Here is a 15820-nt window from a genome sequence, read left to right as displayed (position 1 = left end):
GCAGGCCGAATTCCGCGAGCTGTCCCTGAGAGCCCTCTCGGCTCAATGCTCAAGTGGCGACCACCGTCACCTCGGTGGCCTTGACGCTGGTGAAGACCTCCGTGCCGTCGTGCAGGCCGAGTTCCGTGGCTGCCTGTGGGGTGATCTCCGCGACGAGGTCGGGGGCCTTCTCGGAGGTGATGACGACCCGCAGCCGGCTGCCCACCGCGGTGAGTTCGCGGACGGTGCCCGGCCAGACGTTGCGCGGGCTGCCTGTGGGGTGCGCCCGGTGCACCGCCACCGCCTCGGGCGCGATGATCGCGAGGGCCTCGGTGCCCTCGCCCGGGGGGTCGGCCACGACGAGCCTGCCGCCGCCCGCCAGTTCGAGGCTGCCGTCGGCGGCGCCGGTGCCCGGCCAGGCGTTGCGGCCCAGCATGCGGGCCACCCACGGCGAGCGCGGATGCCGGGTGACTTCCGCGGGCGGATCGTCCTGCAGGGCGCGGCCTTCCTCAAGGACCAGGACGCGCCCCGCGAGGGAGACCGCTTCGACCGGGTCGTGCGTGACGATCAGGCAGACGCCGCCGAAGCCGGCCAGGTGGGCGCGGAGCGTGTGCCGTACCTGGGCGCGTGTCGTCTGGTCGAGGGCGGCGAGCGGCTCGTCGAGCAGCAGCAGCCGCGGACGGGCCGCCAACGCCCGCGCCAGAGCGACCCGTTGGGCCTGGCCTCCGGAGAGCTGGCCGGGTCTGCGGTGGGCGAGGCCGCCGACGCCGAGCCGGTCGAGCCAGTGCTGTGCCGTACGGCGGGCCGCGGCGCGGGACTCGCCCTGGGCGCGCAGGCCGTATGCCGTGTTGGCGAGCGCCGACAGATGCGGGAAGAGCGCTCCGTCCTGCGGCACCCAGGCGACGCCGCGCTTGTGCGGGGGCAGGGCGGTCACGTCGCTGCCGCCGAGCCGCAGATCGGCGTGGGCGCGGGGCGTCAGGCCGAGCAGTGCCCGCAGCAGGGTGGTCTTGCCCGCGCCGTTGGGGCCGACGACGGCGATGGTCGTGCCCGCGTCGGCGTCGAGGACCAGCTGGGTCTGGCCGGTGACATCGGCCCGCAGGGGCCAGCTCTCTTGTGGCGGCGCGGGCTTGGGGGCGGACGGGTCACTCGGCGCGGGAGCCGGGGCGGGGTCCGGAGCCGGGTCCGGGGTGCTTCCGTCGGGGCGCGCCGCCGTGCGGCGGCCCTGCATACCGGTCCAGCGGCCGCGCAGCGCGACCAGGACGGCCATGGCGATGGCGAGGAGCAGCAGCGACACGGACGTTGCCGCCTCGGGGCGGTCCTGAAGCAGCAGGTAGACCTGCAGGGGCAGCGTCTGTGTGGTGCCGGGCAGATTGCCCGCGAAGGTGATGGTGGCGCCGAACTCGCCGAGGGCCCGTGCCCAGGTCAGCGCCGCGCCGGCGGCGAGCCCGGGGGCGACAAGGGGCAGGGTGACGGTGCGGAACACCCGTACCGGAGAGGCTCCGAGCGAGGCCGCCGTCTCCTCGTACGAGGGCCTGAGCCCCACCAGGGCGCCCTCCAGGCTGATGACGAGGAACGGCATGGACACGAAGGTCGCCGCGATGACGGCGCCCGAGGTGTGGAAGGGCAGCACGATGCCGAAGGTGTTCTCGAGCCAGGGCCCGAGCAGCCCGCGGCGCCCGAAGCCGAGGAGCAGCGCGACACCGCCCACGGTGGGCGGAAGGACCATCGGCAGCAGCACCAGGGAGCGCACGAAGGCCTTGCCGGGGAAGTCGACGCGGGCCAGGAGCCAGGCGAGCGGCACACCCAGGAGCAGCGAGAGACCGAGCGCCCAGAAGGAGACGACCAGCGAGAGCCGCAGTGCCTCGGTGACGCCGGGCGCGGTCAGATGCGAGCCGAGCTCGGTCCAGCTGGTCCGGGTCAGGATGCCGATCAGGGGCACCAGGAGGAAGGCGACGGCGAGCACCGCGGGAACGGCCAGGGCAACGGGCGTGCGCGGACCGGTCGTTCGGCTGCGGAGGCTTCTCATCGGGGGTCCCGGGGGTGCTGGGCGGGCGGGCTGCTCGGTCCCGTGGCGCAGGGCGGGCTACGGCTGCTGGAAACCGGCGTCCCGCAGCAGTTTCTGCGCCTCGGGCGTGGACAGCCACTTCACGAACGCCGCGGCGTCGCTCTTGTGCTGGGACTGCTCGAGGGTGGCCGCCGGGTAGGAGGCGATGGCGTTCTGCGCGTCGGGGATGTCGACGGCGTCGACCTTGCCGGGCGCGGTGGCGGCGTCGGTCTTGTAGACGAGGCCCGCGTCGGCCTCGCCGAGCTCGACCTTGCTGAGGACGGCGCGTACGTTCGGCTCCTGCGACACCGGCTTGACGGCGAGCTTCTGCGCGTCGAGCACCTGCTTGCTGTAGCGGCCCACGGGCACCTCGGGCGCGGCGAGCACCACCTTCAGGCCGCTGTCGGCGAGGTCCTTCAGGCCCTTGATCTTCTTTGGATTCCCCTCGCCCGCGGCGATGACGAGCCGGTTCTTGGCGATCACGGTCGCGGCGCCGGTGTCGGCCTTCAGGCCGTCCATGGTCTTGGTGTCGGCGGTCACCAGGGCGTCGGCGGGGGCGCCCTGCTTGACCTGGGCGGCGAGTTCCTGCGAGCCGGCGAAGGAGAACTTCACCTTGGTGCCCGGGTGCTCCTTTTCGTAGGCCTTGCCCGCGGCCGTGAACACATCGGTGAGCGAGGAGGCGGCCAGGACCGTCAGCTCGGTCTTCTGCCCGCCGTCCGCGTCGCCCTTGCCGCCGTCGCCGTCGCCTCCGCAGGCGGCCAGGGTGGGCACGAGCAGGGCGGCGGTGACGGCGGCCGCGGTGGCGCGGTGCCCGGTCGTGGCGATGGTCGGCATGGGGCGGTGACTCCTTGGGGCGTACGGGCGCGAGTGCGGGGGCGGCTGCAGGTAGGGGGGTGGGCGCGGGCGGGCTCAGGCGCGGTCGATGTGCACGTTGGTCGACTTCACGCGGGCGGTGGCCCGCATGCCGACCTCCAGGCCGAGCTCCTCGACGGCCTCCCGGGTCAACAGCGAGACCAGGCGGTGCGGGCCTGCCTGGATCTCCACCTGGGCCGCCACGTCGCCGAGCTTCACGGCGGTGACGATGCCCGGGAAGGCGTTGCGGGCCGAGGTGTACGAGCCGCCGTCGTCGTCGGTGCCGTCCTTGCCGAGCTGTCCGATCTCGACGGAGAACGCGGCCAGGTCACGGCCGTCGATCAGGCGGCGTCCGGCTTCGTCGCGATGGGTGGCGACCCGGCCGGCGTCCGCCCAGCGGCGGGCGGTGTCGGGGCTGACGCCCAGGAGCCGCGCGGCCTGGCCGATCGTGTAGGACTGCATGTGCGCCAACGTATGCGCCATCTCCTGGCATGTGCAACGCGATGCGTGAAACCTCATAGCAGATGCCAGCCGCCATGGTCTCGCTCCTGGAGGAAGCCACAAGGGGAAGCCACAAGGGGCGGGGCGGGGGCTCCGGGCGGGTGGCCGTGGATCGCCCGCGGGCGTGGCCTACACTCGCTGGCCCCCGAAGCTGGAGCCGGTCAGATGACATCCGCCGTGCAGGTCCCCCCGGACAAGTGCGCCTTCGACGACCCGCAGACGCGGCGCAACTGGCAGCGGGCGCGGCTGCGCGCCGGTGCGGTGCTGCCGCTGGTCGTGATCCTCCTGCTCGCCACGGTCACGGTGATGGGCCTGCTCGGCGACCGGCAGGGGACCGAGCCGATGTGGATGCGGATCGCGGGCTTCGCATGCCTGGTCGCGGCGCCGTTCATCTTCGCCTTCGCCCTGTACTCGGTGGGCCCGGTCCTGCGCCTGCGCAGAATCCGCAAGGTTCTGCGTGCTTATCCCTGGGAGTACGTCACGGCCGTACGCCGCTGCCCCGGCGTCAAGGACACGATGGCGCTGCCGGTGCAGCTGCGGAACGCCACGGACGGCAGCGACGGCGGCGACGGCACGGACGGCGGCTGGTCGAGGACCATGCGCGCCGTCAACCCCCTGCAGCGCAAGCGCTGGACCGGGGCGCTGGAGGACGGCGCCTGGTTCGCGGGCGACCCGGAGTTCGGCGGCGTACTCGCCGAGCCCGGCGGCCGCGAGCTGATGACCCTGGAACGCGGCAGCCTGACGCCCCCGGAGCGCTACCGCGAAATCGCCCGCGACGAGGCCCGCATGGCACGAGCCAAGAGGGCGGGCATCGCGACCCTGCGGGCGGGCTTGCGCGGCTGAGGGGTGCTTGCGCACGGCGGAGGGCTACGGGGCTGCCCCCACGCACCGCCGGGCGGCCGTTTCCCTCGCGGGGCTGAACTGGCGGGCCAGGCACGGATCTGAGCCCGGTCGCGGCTGAGCCGCGCCGCTGAGCGCTCCGCGGGGAGTCCGGTCATGTACCTGCGGGTGCTGCGTGGCTGGTCGCTCCCCAGCTACCGCTGGAGGTACCCCCAGCGCGGCGGAGCCGCATCTCGACACAGCCCCGCGCCCCTTCGAGGCACGACGAACCGGACCAAATATCCCCGGCCCGTGGCCCTCGTGGCTCAACAGGTACGCTGCCGCGGCCCGTTCAACCCTCCGGCCAGGAGCGATACGTGAAGTCCGACCTCTGGGTGCCGGTTCCGCTGTCCAAGTGCGCCTTCGACGACACCGCCACGCTGCGCACGTGGCAGCGCGTGTGGCGGTGGGCGCTGACCGACCTGCTGCTCAGGGTGGCCGTATGGCTGGCGCTGCTGATCGTCGCGACGCAGGTGGAGACGGCGTCCCAACTCACCGAGGGGCTCGCGTCGTTCCTGCTGATACCCGGCGCCATCCTGCTGAGGGGACCGGCACGGCGGGTGATATGGCTGCGTACCGTCAGGACCGCCCTGATGTCCGCACCCTGGCGGCACTGCACCGCTGTCCGCACGCCGGACGTGCAGACGCGCACGGGAGTCGCCGTGCGGGTCGCGCTCGACGGCGACGAGGGCGCCCCCGCCGTGCTCGTCGCCCGCACCTGGCGGTCCCGTACCCGGTGGCCGGAAGACTTCGGGCAGGCCGCGTGGTTCGCCGGCCACCCCGAGCGCGGCGGCGTGATCGCCCGCCCCGGCGGCGAGGCAATCATGACGCTGCACCACAGGTGACCCCGGCCCCGGCGCTCAGGCCCGCCGGGCCTCGATCAGGCAGAACGGATTGGGCGCCGGCAGCGGGCTCACGTCCACGATCGTGAGGCCCGCGCTGTGGCACAGGAACTCGAAGTCGGCGCGGGTGCGCTCCCTGCCACCCAGGTTCACCAGCATGTTGAGGTCGGTCAGATACGTGAGGCCTGGCCGCGCGGGGTCCACGACCTCGGGCAGTACGGCCTCCAGGATCAGCACCCGGCCCTCGGGCGGCAGCGCCTCACGGATGTGGCCGAGGATCGTGCGCGCCCGGTCGTCCGACCAGTCGTGCAGGATGCTCTTGAGCAGGTAGAGGTCGCCGCCCTCGGGCACCGCGTCGAAGAAGTCCCCTGCCACCAGGGAGCAGCGCTCCTCGAGCCCGTCACGTCGCAGCGTCACCGGCGCCTGGGCGAGGCCCTCATCGGTGTCGTACACCACGCCGTTGAGGGACGGGTACGCACGCAGCACGGCGGCGAGGAGGGTGCCGTCGCCACCGCCGACGTCGGTGACCGTCGTGAAGCGGCCGAAGTCGAAGGCCTCCGGCAGGGCGGCCGCGGTCGCCGCGGTGCCCTGGCTCATCGCGGCGTTGAACCGCGCGGACAGCTCCGGTTCGTCCCTGAGGTGACTGAAGAAGTCCTTACCGAAGATCGCGTCGAAGGCCGCCTCACCGGTACGCACACTCTCGTCGAGGCGCTCCCAGGCCCGGCTCATCGCGGGCTCGGTGAACATGTCGACCAGGGACACGAGGGAGTCCGGGCGGCCGGGGTCGAGGAGCGCGCCGGCGGAGGTCACCGCGAAGGTGTCCGGGGCGCACTCCTGCAGCAGACCGAGGCCCGTCAGTGCGCGCAACAGCCGTGTCATGGCCTGGTGTTGGGTCCCGGCCTCCTCGGCCACATCGGCGGCCGCGCGCTCCTTGTCGCCGAGCAGCTCCACGACCTTCAGGCGGGTCGCCGCGCGCACCGTGAGCGCGGCCATGCCCCCGAACACCAGCTGGACGACCTGGGCGCGGTCCTCGTCGCTCGCCACAGTTGCTCCCCTTCCGTAACGGTCGGTGCGCGACGGGCCGTACGCGGCCCGCCGCGCTAGTTAGGTAAGCCTAACTGTCCCGCCCGCGGAGGGCACGGGAGTGTCCGCTACCGCGCGACGAACTGCGTCAGGATCGCCTGCACCTCGTAGATGTTCACGCCCTTGGTGAAGGTCTTCTCGATCGGCTGCGACTCGCTGGACACCCATATCTTGAGTTCGGCGTCGAGATCGAAGTGGCCCGCCGTCTCCACCGCGAAGCGCGTGATGCTCTTGTACGGGATGGAGTGGTACTCCACCTTCTTGCCGGTGATCCCCTGCTTGTCTATGAGCACCAGGCGCCGGTCGGTGAAGAGCATGGTGTCGCGGATCAGCACATACGCCGCGTACACCTGCTCCCCCTGCCCGAGCAGCCGGGCGTACTCCTGCTGTGCCTTGCCCGGATCGACGGTGTGCGCATTGCCGAACAGCGCCATGAAAAGCCCCCTGTGTACGGAAGTTGAGAACCCTCGGACTCCTCGAACGCGTCGAACCCGCGCAGATTCACGGATTCGAAGATCCGAAGATTTTCAACAGTATCCCGCGCGGGAAGCGCGCGGTGCCGGGCGGGGACCGGGCCGGGAACAGGGCGCGGCACCCTCGGGTTGACCACCGCGAACCGTCGTCACGAGGAGTGCCCAGAATGCGGAACAACGGCAACAGCTGAACCGGGCCCTGGCCGTACGGGCCATCTGGCCTCGTCCGGGATGCCCATGCGTACGAAGAGCGCGGCGGCTTCCGTGTGACAGCGCTCGGCCGCCGCGCGGTCGCCGAGCCGCGCGTGCACCTCGGCGAGGCCGCGCAGGGCGTAGGCCTCTTCGTAGCGCAGTTCCATGCGGCGCGCGATCTCATGGCCGTGGGTGAAGTGGCCGCGGGCCGTGGTGTGTTCGCCGCACGCGGTGAACGTACAGGCCACGGCCACGTACACCGCGGCCCGGTGGATGTCGTCCGTGCAGTGGGACGTCGCGGCCAGTGCCTGCCGCGCACCGTCCAGCGCCTCGTCCAAGTGCCCCATGTGCACCCGCACATCCGCCCGTCGGGCCAGGACGAGCGGCAGCGCGGAGGCCGCGGAGCGCAGCGGACGGCAGCGGCTCGCGGCCTCCTCGATCCGGGCGAGCGCCTCTTCGTGGCGGCCGAGGCCCTGGAGCGCCTGGGACTGGTACACCAGGGCGTCCACGGCCAGTTGGGTCTCGCCGAGGGTGTCGAAGACGTCCAGGGCGCGCCCGGCCGAGCGGGCCGCGTCGGCGTACCGGCCGAGCCGCACCTGGACCTGGCCGAGGGTGCTCAGGGACGAGGCGTCGAGCCGGGTGAAGCCGAGCTCGCGCGCCATCCGGTTGGCCTCCTCGCTCAGGCGCAGGGCGCGGCCGAGTTCACCGAGGCTGCTGTACGCCTGTCCGAGCCGCGCCACGCACTCGGCCTCGCCGCGCGGATCGCCCATGGAGCGGGCGACGAGCAGGGCTTCCTCAAGGTGTGCGACGGCCTCCTGGAGGCGGCCGAGGCGCCACTTCCCCATGGCGAGGTTGGTCAGGTTCAGGCGCAGCAGCGCCGCGTCGTCGAGCTGCCGTGAGACGGCGATACCGGTCTCCAGGGCCCGGTTCACACCGATGTCGTGGCCGCGGATGCTGGAGTGGAAGCCGAGTTCGCGCGGCAGGTACGCGGCGTGCCACAGCAGCCCGTACCTGCGGGCCAGGTCGACGGAGGCGAGCAGGCTCTCCCGGTGCCGGTCGAGCCAGCCGAGCGCGGCCTGCCGGTCGGCGAACGGCGCGCCTTCGGGGGGCGTGGCGAGCGGCCCGGCTTCGGAAGATGTGGCGGACGGCCCGGCCTCGGAGGCTGCGGACCTGGACGGGGCGCCGTCATCGGACGGTGCCGTGAACCGGGCGCGCCCCGGGAAGAGCAGATCGCAGGCGGCGCCGGCGGTGCGCAGATAGTGGTCGAGGAGGCGCCGGACCGCCGGGGCCGACTCGGGGCCGTCCTCCGCCTGGGCGACCCGGCCGACGAAGCTGCGTACGAGATCGTGGAAGGTGTAGCCGCCCGGCTCGCCGGATTCGAGGAGCCGCACGTCGACCAGGGCCTCCAGGGTGTCCTCTGCGGCGGCCTCGTCCGTGTCGAGGAGTGCGGCGGCCTCGGCGAGGTCGAGCGTGCGGCCGGGGTGCAGACCGAGCAGCCGGAAAGCGGTGCGGTGGCCGTCCGTCATCGACTGGTACGACAGCATCAGCGTGCTGGCGACTCCCCTGTCCTCGCTGGCGAGTTCGTCCAGGCGCCGGTCGTGGTCGTGCAGGCGGCCCACGAAGTGCCGGATCGTCCAGTGCGGGCGGTTGGCGAGGCGGGCGGCCGCGATCCGCAGGGCCAGGGGCAGCCCGCCGCACAGCCGGAGCAGTTCGGCACTCGCGTCGGGCTCCGCCGCGAGCCGCTCCTCGCCCAGGGCGTGGCGCAGGATCTCCCGGCCGTCCGAGGGCGCGAGCGCGTCCAGGGACAGCCAGTTGGCGCCTTCGAGGCCGGTGAGCCGCGGTCTGCTGGTGACGAGTACGAGGCTGCCGGGCGCGGCCGGGATGAGGGCGCGCACCTGCTCGGACGTGGCCGCGTTGTCGAGGACGAGCAGCATGGGGCGGCCGCGGGTGTAGCCGCGCCACAGGGCGCTGCGGGGAGCGGCCGCGCCGGGGATCTCCTCGGCGTCGAGGCCCGCGACCGCCAGCAGATCGCCCTGGGCGTCGAAGGGGCTGAGGGGTTCCTGTTCGGGGGTGAAGCCGCGCAGGTCGATGAAGAGGCAGCCGCCCGGGTAGCGGCCGGCGAGCCGGTGCGCGGCGCGGATGGCGAACGCCGTCTTGCCGCAGCCGCCCATGCCGTCCACGGCGAGGATGACCGGGGCTTCCATGCCGGCCTCGTCGGCGTGGCGCGCGGCCCAGTCCAGTTCGGCGGCGCGGCCCGCGAAGTCCGGCACGTCGTACGGGAGATGGTGCGGGGCGTCGGGGCGTACGGGGGCGGTGGCGGCCGTGCCCTCGCTCACCACGGACGCGGCAGCCGCAGGCACGGCCCCGGGCGCACCCGTCACCGCACCCGCAGCACCTGTCACCGCAGCAGCACGTGCAACCGCGGCCACAGGCGCGGGCGCGGGTGTCGGCAGCTGCAGGGCCGGGTCCTGGCGCAGGATGCGCGCGTGCAGTTCGGTGAGTTCGGCGCCGGGGTCGATGCCGAGCTCGTCGGCCAGACGGCGGCGGATCGCGCGGAACTCGGCCAGGGCGGCGGCCTGTTGGCCGGTGCGGTAGAGGGCCAGCATCAGATGGCCGCAGAGCGTCTCGCGCAGCGGGTGCTCCGCCACGAGAGAGCGCAGTTCACCGAGCACGTGGGGTGCGTCACCGGTGTCCACGAGGAGGCGGTAGAGCCGCTCCGCGGTAGCGAGGCGCTCTTCCTGCAGCGTGACGGAGACTCCGTCGACGACCGGCCCACCCTCACCCGCGAGCACGGGACCGCGCCACAACTCGAGTGCTTGGCGCAGCAGTCGGGCGGCGCCCTCGGTGTCGGCCGACTCCTCCGCGGCCCGTGCCCGCCGTACCAGGGCGCGGTAGCGGAGCAGATCGAGCTGGCCCGGACCGACGACCGCGCGGTAGCCGGGGCCGTCCGTGACGATGATCTCGGCGCCGCGCGGGATCCGGCGCCGCAGCTCGGCCATGGTCTTGCGGACCTGGTGGGCGGCGGTCTCGGGGGGCTCATCGGCCCACGCGGCGGCCACCAGACGGGAGACGGGCACGACCCGGCCGGCCTCCAGGAGCAGCACGGTCAGGAGGCGTTTCCTGATGGTGCCGGTGAGGCCGACCGGTGCGCCGTCGTAACGGATCTCGAGGGAACCGAGGATGGCGAAAACCGGTCCCCGTTCCTGCTCTGCCGTGTCCGGCGTTCCCGCGTGCACCTCGGCTCCCAACCGGCTCAGCCCCCAACCAGCGGTGACAGCTTCGAAGTCAAGCCCACGGCCGATGCTAACGCGCCGTGGTGGCCGGACCGTGTGCACGGCGAAGTCCCGGACCGTTGATGGCAACTTGGGCAGGTCCGGACCGCTCCCGTGAGGGCGCGGTCACGATCCGCGGGAGGTGTCCCTAGGCACCCGCCCTCGGCCCCGGCCCCGGGCCCTTACCCCACAAGTGGGCTGCGAGAAAGGCGAGATCCAGTGCCTGGCCACGGTTCAGTCGCGGGTCGCAGGCCGTGGTGTAGTTGCGGTCCAGGTCCGCGGTCCGTACCGGTTCCGAGCCGCCGACGCACTCGGTGACGTCGGCTCCGGTCAGCTCCAGGTGCAGGCCTCCGGGGTGGGTGCCGAGCTCCCGGTGGATCTCGACGAACGCCTGGACCTCGGCGGCGATATCACGCACCCAGCGGGTCTTGATCCCGTCGTCGGTGACACGGGTGTTGCCGTGCATCGGGTCGCACACCCACAGGGCCGGCGAGCCCGAGGCGTGCACCTTGGACACGAGCTCCGGCAGCACGTGCCGGATGCGGTCGGCGCCCATGCGCGTGATGAAGACGAGGCGTCCCGGGCGCCGGTCGGGGTCGAGGACACCGGCCAGGGCGAGCAGTTCGTCGGCGGTGGCGTCGGGGCCGATCTTGACGCCGACGGGGTTCTCCACCCCGGCGGCGAACGCCACGTGGGCGCCGTCGGGCCTGCGGGTGCGTTCGCCGATCCACAGCATGTGCCCGGAGGCCGCGTAGCGCCGCCCGGTGGCCGGATCGGCGCGGACGAGCGCGCGTTCGTAGTCGAGGAGCAGCGCCTCGTGGCTGACGTGGAAGGGCTCCTCGTCACCGGCCTGGCCCGGCTCCTGGGCCGCGATGGTCCTGAGGGTCTGTGCGGAGTGGTGGTAGGCGGTGGCCATCCGCCAGGGGTCGGGGGTGCGGTCCTGCGCGGTGAACGCGGTGCCGTTGACGGCGTCACCCCGGTAGGAGGGCAGTTCGTACCCGTCGCGCACCTCGGTGGGCCGGGAGCGGGGCTTGGCGTACTGCCCCGCCATGCGGCCGACGGGCAGGACCGGCAGGGCCGCGCCGCGCGCGATGATGCCGGCGGTTCTGCGCACCGTGGCGACGACGGCGGGCACTTGGCCCAGCGCGTCGGCGCCGAAGGTCTCGGCGCAGTGCCCGCCCTGCAGCAGAAGCGCCCGGCCGTGCGCGGCGGCGGCGAGCCGGTCGCGCAGGCGCGCGGTGTCCTCGGGCCGCACAAGGCCCGGCAGTCCGCGCAGCCGCTCGGTGACCCGGCGCAGCTGGGCGCGGTCGGGCCAGTCGGGCTGCTGCGCGGCGCGCGGGGCGGTCGCACGGACGGCGGGCCGTGCGACGGGCCGGATCGCCTCAGGGGTTGTCTGCACGGTCCACTCCTCGGCTCGGGCCCGCGGGGGGCTGGTTACGGATGACGGTCTTGCTGCGCATGAGGAACTCGGCGAGGTGGCCGTCGTGCGGGAGTCCGTGCTCCTTGAGATACGTGGGGCAGCCGGCGGCCGCGAAGACGTTCGCGATGCTCGGCTCGGCCACGAGGCGGCCGGTCAGCTCCTCGTCGTGCGTGAGCGCGGCGAGGACGAGGCTGTCACGCAGCGGCGCCGTCCCGGCTTCGCGGGTCCAGGGCGCCACCCATACGCAGGGGAAGGGCAGTTCGGTCCCGGCCTGCGGGGCGTCGGGCCGGTCGAGCTGGTGGACGGCGGGGCGCAGCGCGGCGCTGCCGTCACCGAGGTCGTCGGCGATGCCGTCCCCGCCGAGCAGGGCGCGGCTGCCCGCCGCGGTGCGCAGCAGATACGTCTCGATCGCCCGGGCGGCGGCGAGTGGCTGCACGGGAAGGACGGCTTTGTCGTCGGTGGGCGGCAGGGACGGCAGCGCCGCGAGCCGTTCGGCGAGCGCGGCGGCCAGGGGCGCCGGGTCGCCCTCCACGAAGACGGCGGTGGCGTTGACGCAGCCGGTGCCCGCGTGTCCCGCGACCGAGTCGACGAGGGTGTCCAGGTGGTCGCGCCAGTCGACGTCGGCGGTGACCAGGATCTTGGAGCGGCCGGGGCCCTGGGTGCGGACGGCCGCGTCGCGCGCGTACCGCTCGACGACGTCCGCGCCGCCGTAGACCAGGGACAGGTCGGCGCCCTGGCGCAGCGCGTCGGCGTGTTCGTGGGTGGTGGGCAGGAGCGCCACTTGGTCGTCGCCGAAGCCCGCGGCGCGCAGGGCGGCCACGAGCCGGTGCGGGGTGAACGGCTCGCGCCGTGAGGGGCGTACGGCCACGCGGTAGCCGAGGGCGAGCGCCTCGGGCCAGATGCTGTGGGTGCCGGGGTGGTTGCCCGCGGCGTGCACGGCGAACACCTCTCCGCGCCGGGCCCAGACGGCGCGTCCGGTACGGGTGCCCGGGTCGCGCCAGTCGGCGGCGGCTTCGGTGGGGCGGGCGTGCTGGACGCTGTCGTGGGCGCGGCGCAGGCGTTCCGCGGTGGCGGCGGTGGCCCGGCGGACCACCGAGATCGGGATGCCGCCCGCGCGGCTGGCCGCGTCCTCGTACGCCGCGACGCTCAGACCGCCGGCCTCGCCTTCGGCGAAGAGCCGGGCGGCGCGGGCGAGCAGGACGGTGCGTTCGTCGGTGGGCGGGGGCGTGGCGCGGCGCAGTGCGGTGGCGGTGCGGTGGATGAACAGCGGGGGTACGAGGCTGAGTTCGGCCAGTGGCGCGCCGGTGACGTCGGGCACGGGGGTGCGCTGCCGGGCGCGGTAGGGGCCGCTCGGCCCGAGGGCGTCGAGAGGGATCATGGGCGGGCCGCTTCCGTGGGGTGTGGCGTTTCCGTGAGGTGTGGCGTTTCCGTGAGGTGTGGCGTTTCCGTGGGGTGCGCCGTCTGCGTGGGGTGCGCCTGCCGCGACATACGGTGCAGGGCGCCGGTGTCGGGGGTGCCGTCGGCGCCGAGGGGCAGCGCGTCGAGGGTGATGACGGCGCTGGGCAGCCGGTCGTCGGGCAGCTGCTCGCGCAGCCAGCCGTGCAGCCGGGCGGCGAGTGCCGCGGCGCGGTGGGCGACGGCGGGGACTTCGGTGTGCGGCCCGTCGGCGGGTCCGGTGTGCTGGGGGCGGTAGGTGCCGGTCAGCGGGGTGCCTCCGGCCGGTGCGGCGCCGCCTGGGTCCGCCGGGTCCGCGAGGTTCGCGGTGCCCTCCGCGGCGGGCAGGAACACCGCCTCGAAGTGGTCGGGCCGCCCGGGGCTCGGCGCGAGCGCGACCCGGTGGCCGCCGCCCGCGGCGAACAGGCCGAGCGTGTGCGGGTCGACGGCCGCCGGATCGCCGTCGGCGAGCAACTGCCGTGCCTGGTCGAGGTCCTGGCCGTCGAGGAGGGCGCGGCGGGCCGCGAACTCGCCCGCGACCCGTGCGTTGGGGATGCCGGTGACGCGCACCGGCAGCGGTGTGCCGGCCAGCCGGTCCGCCAGGGCGCCGGTGTCCGTGAGGCCGTCCTCGCCCCAGGCCAGGCGGGGGCAGTCGGCGACATCGGACGGGGGTGTGCCGCCCGCCTTGTGGAGCACGACGTCGTAGCGGTGGCGGGAGAGTTCGTTGTGGTACGCGCCGCTCTTGAGGCGGATGTCCACGCCCGCCAGATCGGCGCGGGCGCGCACGAGTGCCGTGAAGTAGTCGGGGTGGACGAAGAGTTCCTCCTCCCGGGCCCTGGTGCGCTCGGCGGTGCGCAGCACATACGCGGCATCCCTGGCGGTGGGGCGCCCCAGGGCGACGGCGGTGTGCAGTTCCGGCAGGCTCCTCGGGTCGCGCAGATCGCCGAGGAAGAAGGAGCCGCCGGGGGCGAGCAGGCTCAGGGCACGGTCGATGACGGCGGTGAGGTAGGCGCCGTCGGGGAAGAGCTGTACGACCGAGTTGAGGACGACGGTGTCGAAGTGCCCGGCGGGAAGGCCGTCGGCACGGTCGGCGGCCTGCGCGCGCAGGGTGACCTTGGCGGCGAGCCCGGGCTCTGCCGCGATATGCCGGGCGAGGTCGTCGACGGCGACCGGCGACAGGTCGGTGGCCCAGTACTCCGCACAGTCCGCGGCGAGCCGGGAGAGCAGCAGCCCGCTGCCGACGCCGAGCTCCAGGAGGCGGCGCGGCCGCAGCCCGCGGATGCGCTCCACGGCGTGGGCGCGCCACTGCCGCATCTCGTCCGGGTCGATCGGGCGGCGGTCGTAACTGCTGTTCCAGCCGGCGAAGTTGTCGCCCCACGCGCCGGGCGCGGCGCCCTCCTCCACGTCCCCGGCGGCAGCGGCGGGGCCGCCGGGTCCTGCGCTCCGGGCGTCTTCGTAGAGGCGGTCGTAGATCTGCTGCCAGTCGTCGACGCGCTCCGTCGCGCTGGCGGCTCCCGCGGCCCGGGCGGCGGGGACGACGTAGGCGATCCGCCGGGCGGGCTCGCGGGGGGTGGGGGCGGGGATGACTACGGCCTGCGCGACCTGTTCGTGCCGCCTGAGCAGCGTGCCTATCTCGTCGTGGCTCATGCTGGTTCGCTCCTGGGTCCTGCGCGGGTGGGATGGCGGGCGGCGGTCAGTAGACGCCCTCGATGACGGCCTCGTCCTCGAAGGCCGCGACCGGGGCGATATCGGCGACGGCGTCCCCGGGGACGCCGTCGGGGGCCTCGATCCGGGTGGCCAGGTCGCGTTCCAGGTTGTTGGGGAGCAGGAAGGACTTGCTGACGTGGTGGACGAGGACCTGGCCGCGCTCTCCGTAGGGGACGGGCCGGCGGCTGCCGGGGTCGACGACCTGGAAGGTGACGTACGGGCCGAGCGGGTCGAAGACGCACGGGTCGTCGTCCGCGAGCCCGGGCCGCTCCCCCGCCATGCCGAGGATCATGGTGCTGCCGTAGTTGCCGCACAGGACCGTGCCGGGGAACACCTCGGTCCTGTACAAGTGCCGGGTGTCCGGGTCGAGTTGGGTGCCGCCCCAGCGGATGGCCCGCACCTTGCGGTTGACCAGCTCGACGAGGTCCTCGCGCCGGGCGAGCCGTTCGAGCAGGGCCGGAGTGATGGTGAGGACCCCGATGTCCTGCGTACGGAGCACGAACTCCGCCTGGTCCAGGACGTGTTCGGCGTAGGTTCCGGCGTCCTGGCCGCGCCCCTGGGCGATCAGCTTCTTCACCCAGCGCGGGTCGAGGTCGACGGTGAAGCCGTGCCGGCCGTGGGTGGCGGCGGAGCGGCGGAAGAACTCTCCGACGATGTGCGGGCCCCCGGGGACGATGCCCAGCCAGTTCGCGCCGCGCGGGAATCCGTGCGCGTCCAGGTTGGCGTTGCTGACGGCCAGCATCCGCTCCATCCAGTCGCGCAGGAGGACGACGCGTTTGGGTGCGCCGGTGGTGCCGCCGCTCTCGAAGATGCCGATGACATCCGGCTGTTCGCCGTATCCGCGCGGGATCAGGTCCTCGGCGGGTACGTCGCGCAGCTCGGCGGCGACGTTGGGGAAGCGGGCCAGGTCGGCATGGGTGCGGATGTCCGTGCGCGGATCGAAGTCGAGGGTGCGGGCGCGCTCCAGCCAGTAGCGGGAGCCGGTGTCGGGCCCGAAGTGCCAGTCCATGGCGGCCCGTAGGTACGCGTCGGGGTCGGGCGGCCGGGTGTCGGCGGGCAGATCGAGGAGGTCGGGGGTGGCGAGGGTCATGGTGATGCCTCCGACGGGGGCGAGGGCGGGAGCGGGGTGGTTCTGCGGGGGC

The 15820-nt window shown here is 73.8% G+C and carries 12 protein-coding genes; 2 read left to right on the top strand and 10 right to left on the bottom strand.

The window, feature by feature from the left end:
- Positions 1 to 49 precede the first annotated feature (49 nt).
- The 3 genes from ACFQVC_RS04505 to ACFQVC_RS04495 form a co-directional block, all read right to left on the bottom strand.
- Positions 50 to 2005 (bottom strand): ABC transporter permease, encoded by a 1956-nt coding sequence (locus tag ACFQVC_RS04505; protein ID WP_381826613.1) that lies wholly within the window; start codon positions 2003 to 2005, stop codon positions 50 to 52.
- Positions 2006 to 2062: 57 nt separating this feature from the next.
- The gene (modA, locus tag ACFQVC_RS04500; RefSeq protein WP_381826611.1) at positions 2063 to 2857 is read right to left on the bottom strand and encodes a molybdate ABC transporter substrate-binding protein; all 795 of its coding nucleotides are present in this window, start codon (positions 2855 to 2857) and stop codon (positions 2063 to 2065) included.
- 75 nt (positions 2858 to 2932) lie between these two features.
- Positions 2933 to 3337 carry a TOBE domain-containing protein gene (locus ACFQVC_RS04495; RefSeq protein ID WP_381826609.1) on the bottom strand — a complete coding sequence of 135 codons (405 nt, stop codon included), beginning with the start codon at positions 3335 to 3337 and terminating at the stop codon, positions 2933 to 2935.
- 204 nt (positions 3338 to 3541) lie between these two features.
- Between ACFQVC_RS04495 and ACFQVC_RS04490 the strand changes: the two genes are divergently transcribed.
- Together ACFQVC_RS04490 and ACFQVC_RS04485 are read left to right on the top strand one after the other, a co-directional pair.
- Entirely contained in the window at positions 3542 to 4219 is a 678-nt protein-coding gene (locus tag ACFQVC_RS04490; protein ID WP_381826607.1) for a hypothetical protein, read from the top strand.
- Positions 4220 to 4572: 353 nt separating this feature from the next.
- Positions 4573 to 5100: a hypothetical protein gene (locus ACFQVC_RS04485; RefSeq protein ID WP_381826605.1), complete on the top strand. Its 528-nt coding sequence runs from the start codon at positions 4573 to 4575 to the stop codon at positions 5098 to 5100.
- Between the two features lie 15 nt (positions 5101 to 5115).
- Here ACFQVC_RS04485 and ACFQVC_RS04480 read toward each other — a convergent pair whose 3' ends face one another.
- From ACFQVC_RS04480 to ACFQVC_RS04450, 7 genes are all read right to left on the bottom strand, one after another.
- The gene (locus tag ACFQVC_RS04480; RefSeq protein ID WP_381826604.1) at positions 5116 to 6141 is read right to left on the bottom strand and encodes a methyltransferase; all 1026 of its coding nucleotides are present in this window, start codon (positions 6139 to 6141) and stop codon (positions 5116 to 5118) included.
- Between the two features lie 107 nt (positions 6142 to 6248).
- Positions 6249 to 6614: a PH domain-containing protein gene (locus ACFQVC_RS04475; RefSeq protein WP_381826602.1), complete on the bottom strand. Its 366-nt coding sequence runs from the start codon at positions 6612 to 6614 to the stop codon at positions 6249 to 6251.
- 188 nt (positions 6615 to 6802) lie between these two features.
- A complete protein-coding gene (locus ACFQVC_RS04470) occupies positions 6803 to 10081 on the bottom strand; it encodes an AfsR/SARP family transcriptional regulator (protein WP_381826600.1) in 3279 nt (1092 codons plus the stop codon).
- Positions 10082 to 10265: 184 nt separating this feature from the next.
- Positions 10266 to 11516 carry a 3-deoxy-7-phosphoheptulonate synthase gene (locus ACFQVC_RS04465; protein ID WP_381826598.1) on the bottom strand — a complete coding sequence of 417 codons (1251 nt, stop codon included), beginning with the start codon at positions 11514 to 11516 and terminating at the stop codon, positions 10266 to 10268.
- Positions 11500 to 12915: an aldehyde dehydrogenase family protein gene (locus tag ACFQVC_RS04460; protein WP_381826596.1), complete on the bottom strand. Its 1416-nt coding sequence runs from the start codon at positions 12913 to 12915 to the stop codon at positions 11500 to 11502. Before ACFQVC_RS04460 ends, ACFQVC_RS04465 begins: the two co-directional genes overlap by 17 nt.
- Positions 12912 to 14618, bottom strand: coding sequence for a methyltransferase (locus tag ACFQVC_RS04455; RefSeq protein WP_381826594.1), 1707 nt, complete (start codon positions 14616 to 14618; stop codon positions 12912 to 12914). The genes ACFQVC_RS04460 and ACFQVC_RS04455 overlap by 4 nt, the downstream gene beginning before the upstream one ends.
- Before the next feature lie 46 nt (positions 14619 to 14664).
- Positions 14665 to 15768 (bottom strand): phenazine antibiotic biosynthesis protein, encoded by a 1104-nt coding sequence (locus ACFQVC_RS04450; protein WP_381826592.1) that lies wholly within the window; start codon positions 15766 to 15768, stop codon positions 14665 to 14667.
- Between the last annotated feature and the right edge of the window lie 52 nt (positions 15769 to 15820).

Source organism: Streptomyces monticola (genome assembly GCF_042665355.1).
GTDB classification, from domain to species: domain Bacteria; phylum Actinomycetota; class Actinomycetes; order Streptomycetales; family Streptomycetaceae; genus Streptomyces; species Streptomyces monticola.
The sequence above is the reverse complement of the archived record's forward strand: the minus strand, read 5'-3'. Positions and strand labels throughout refer to the sequence as shown.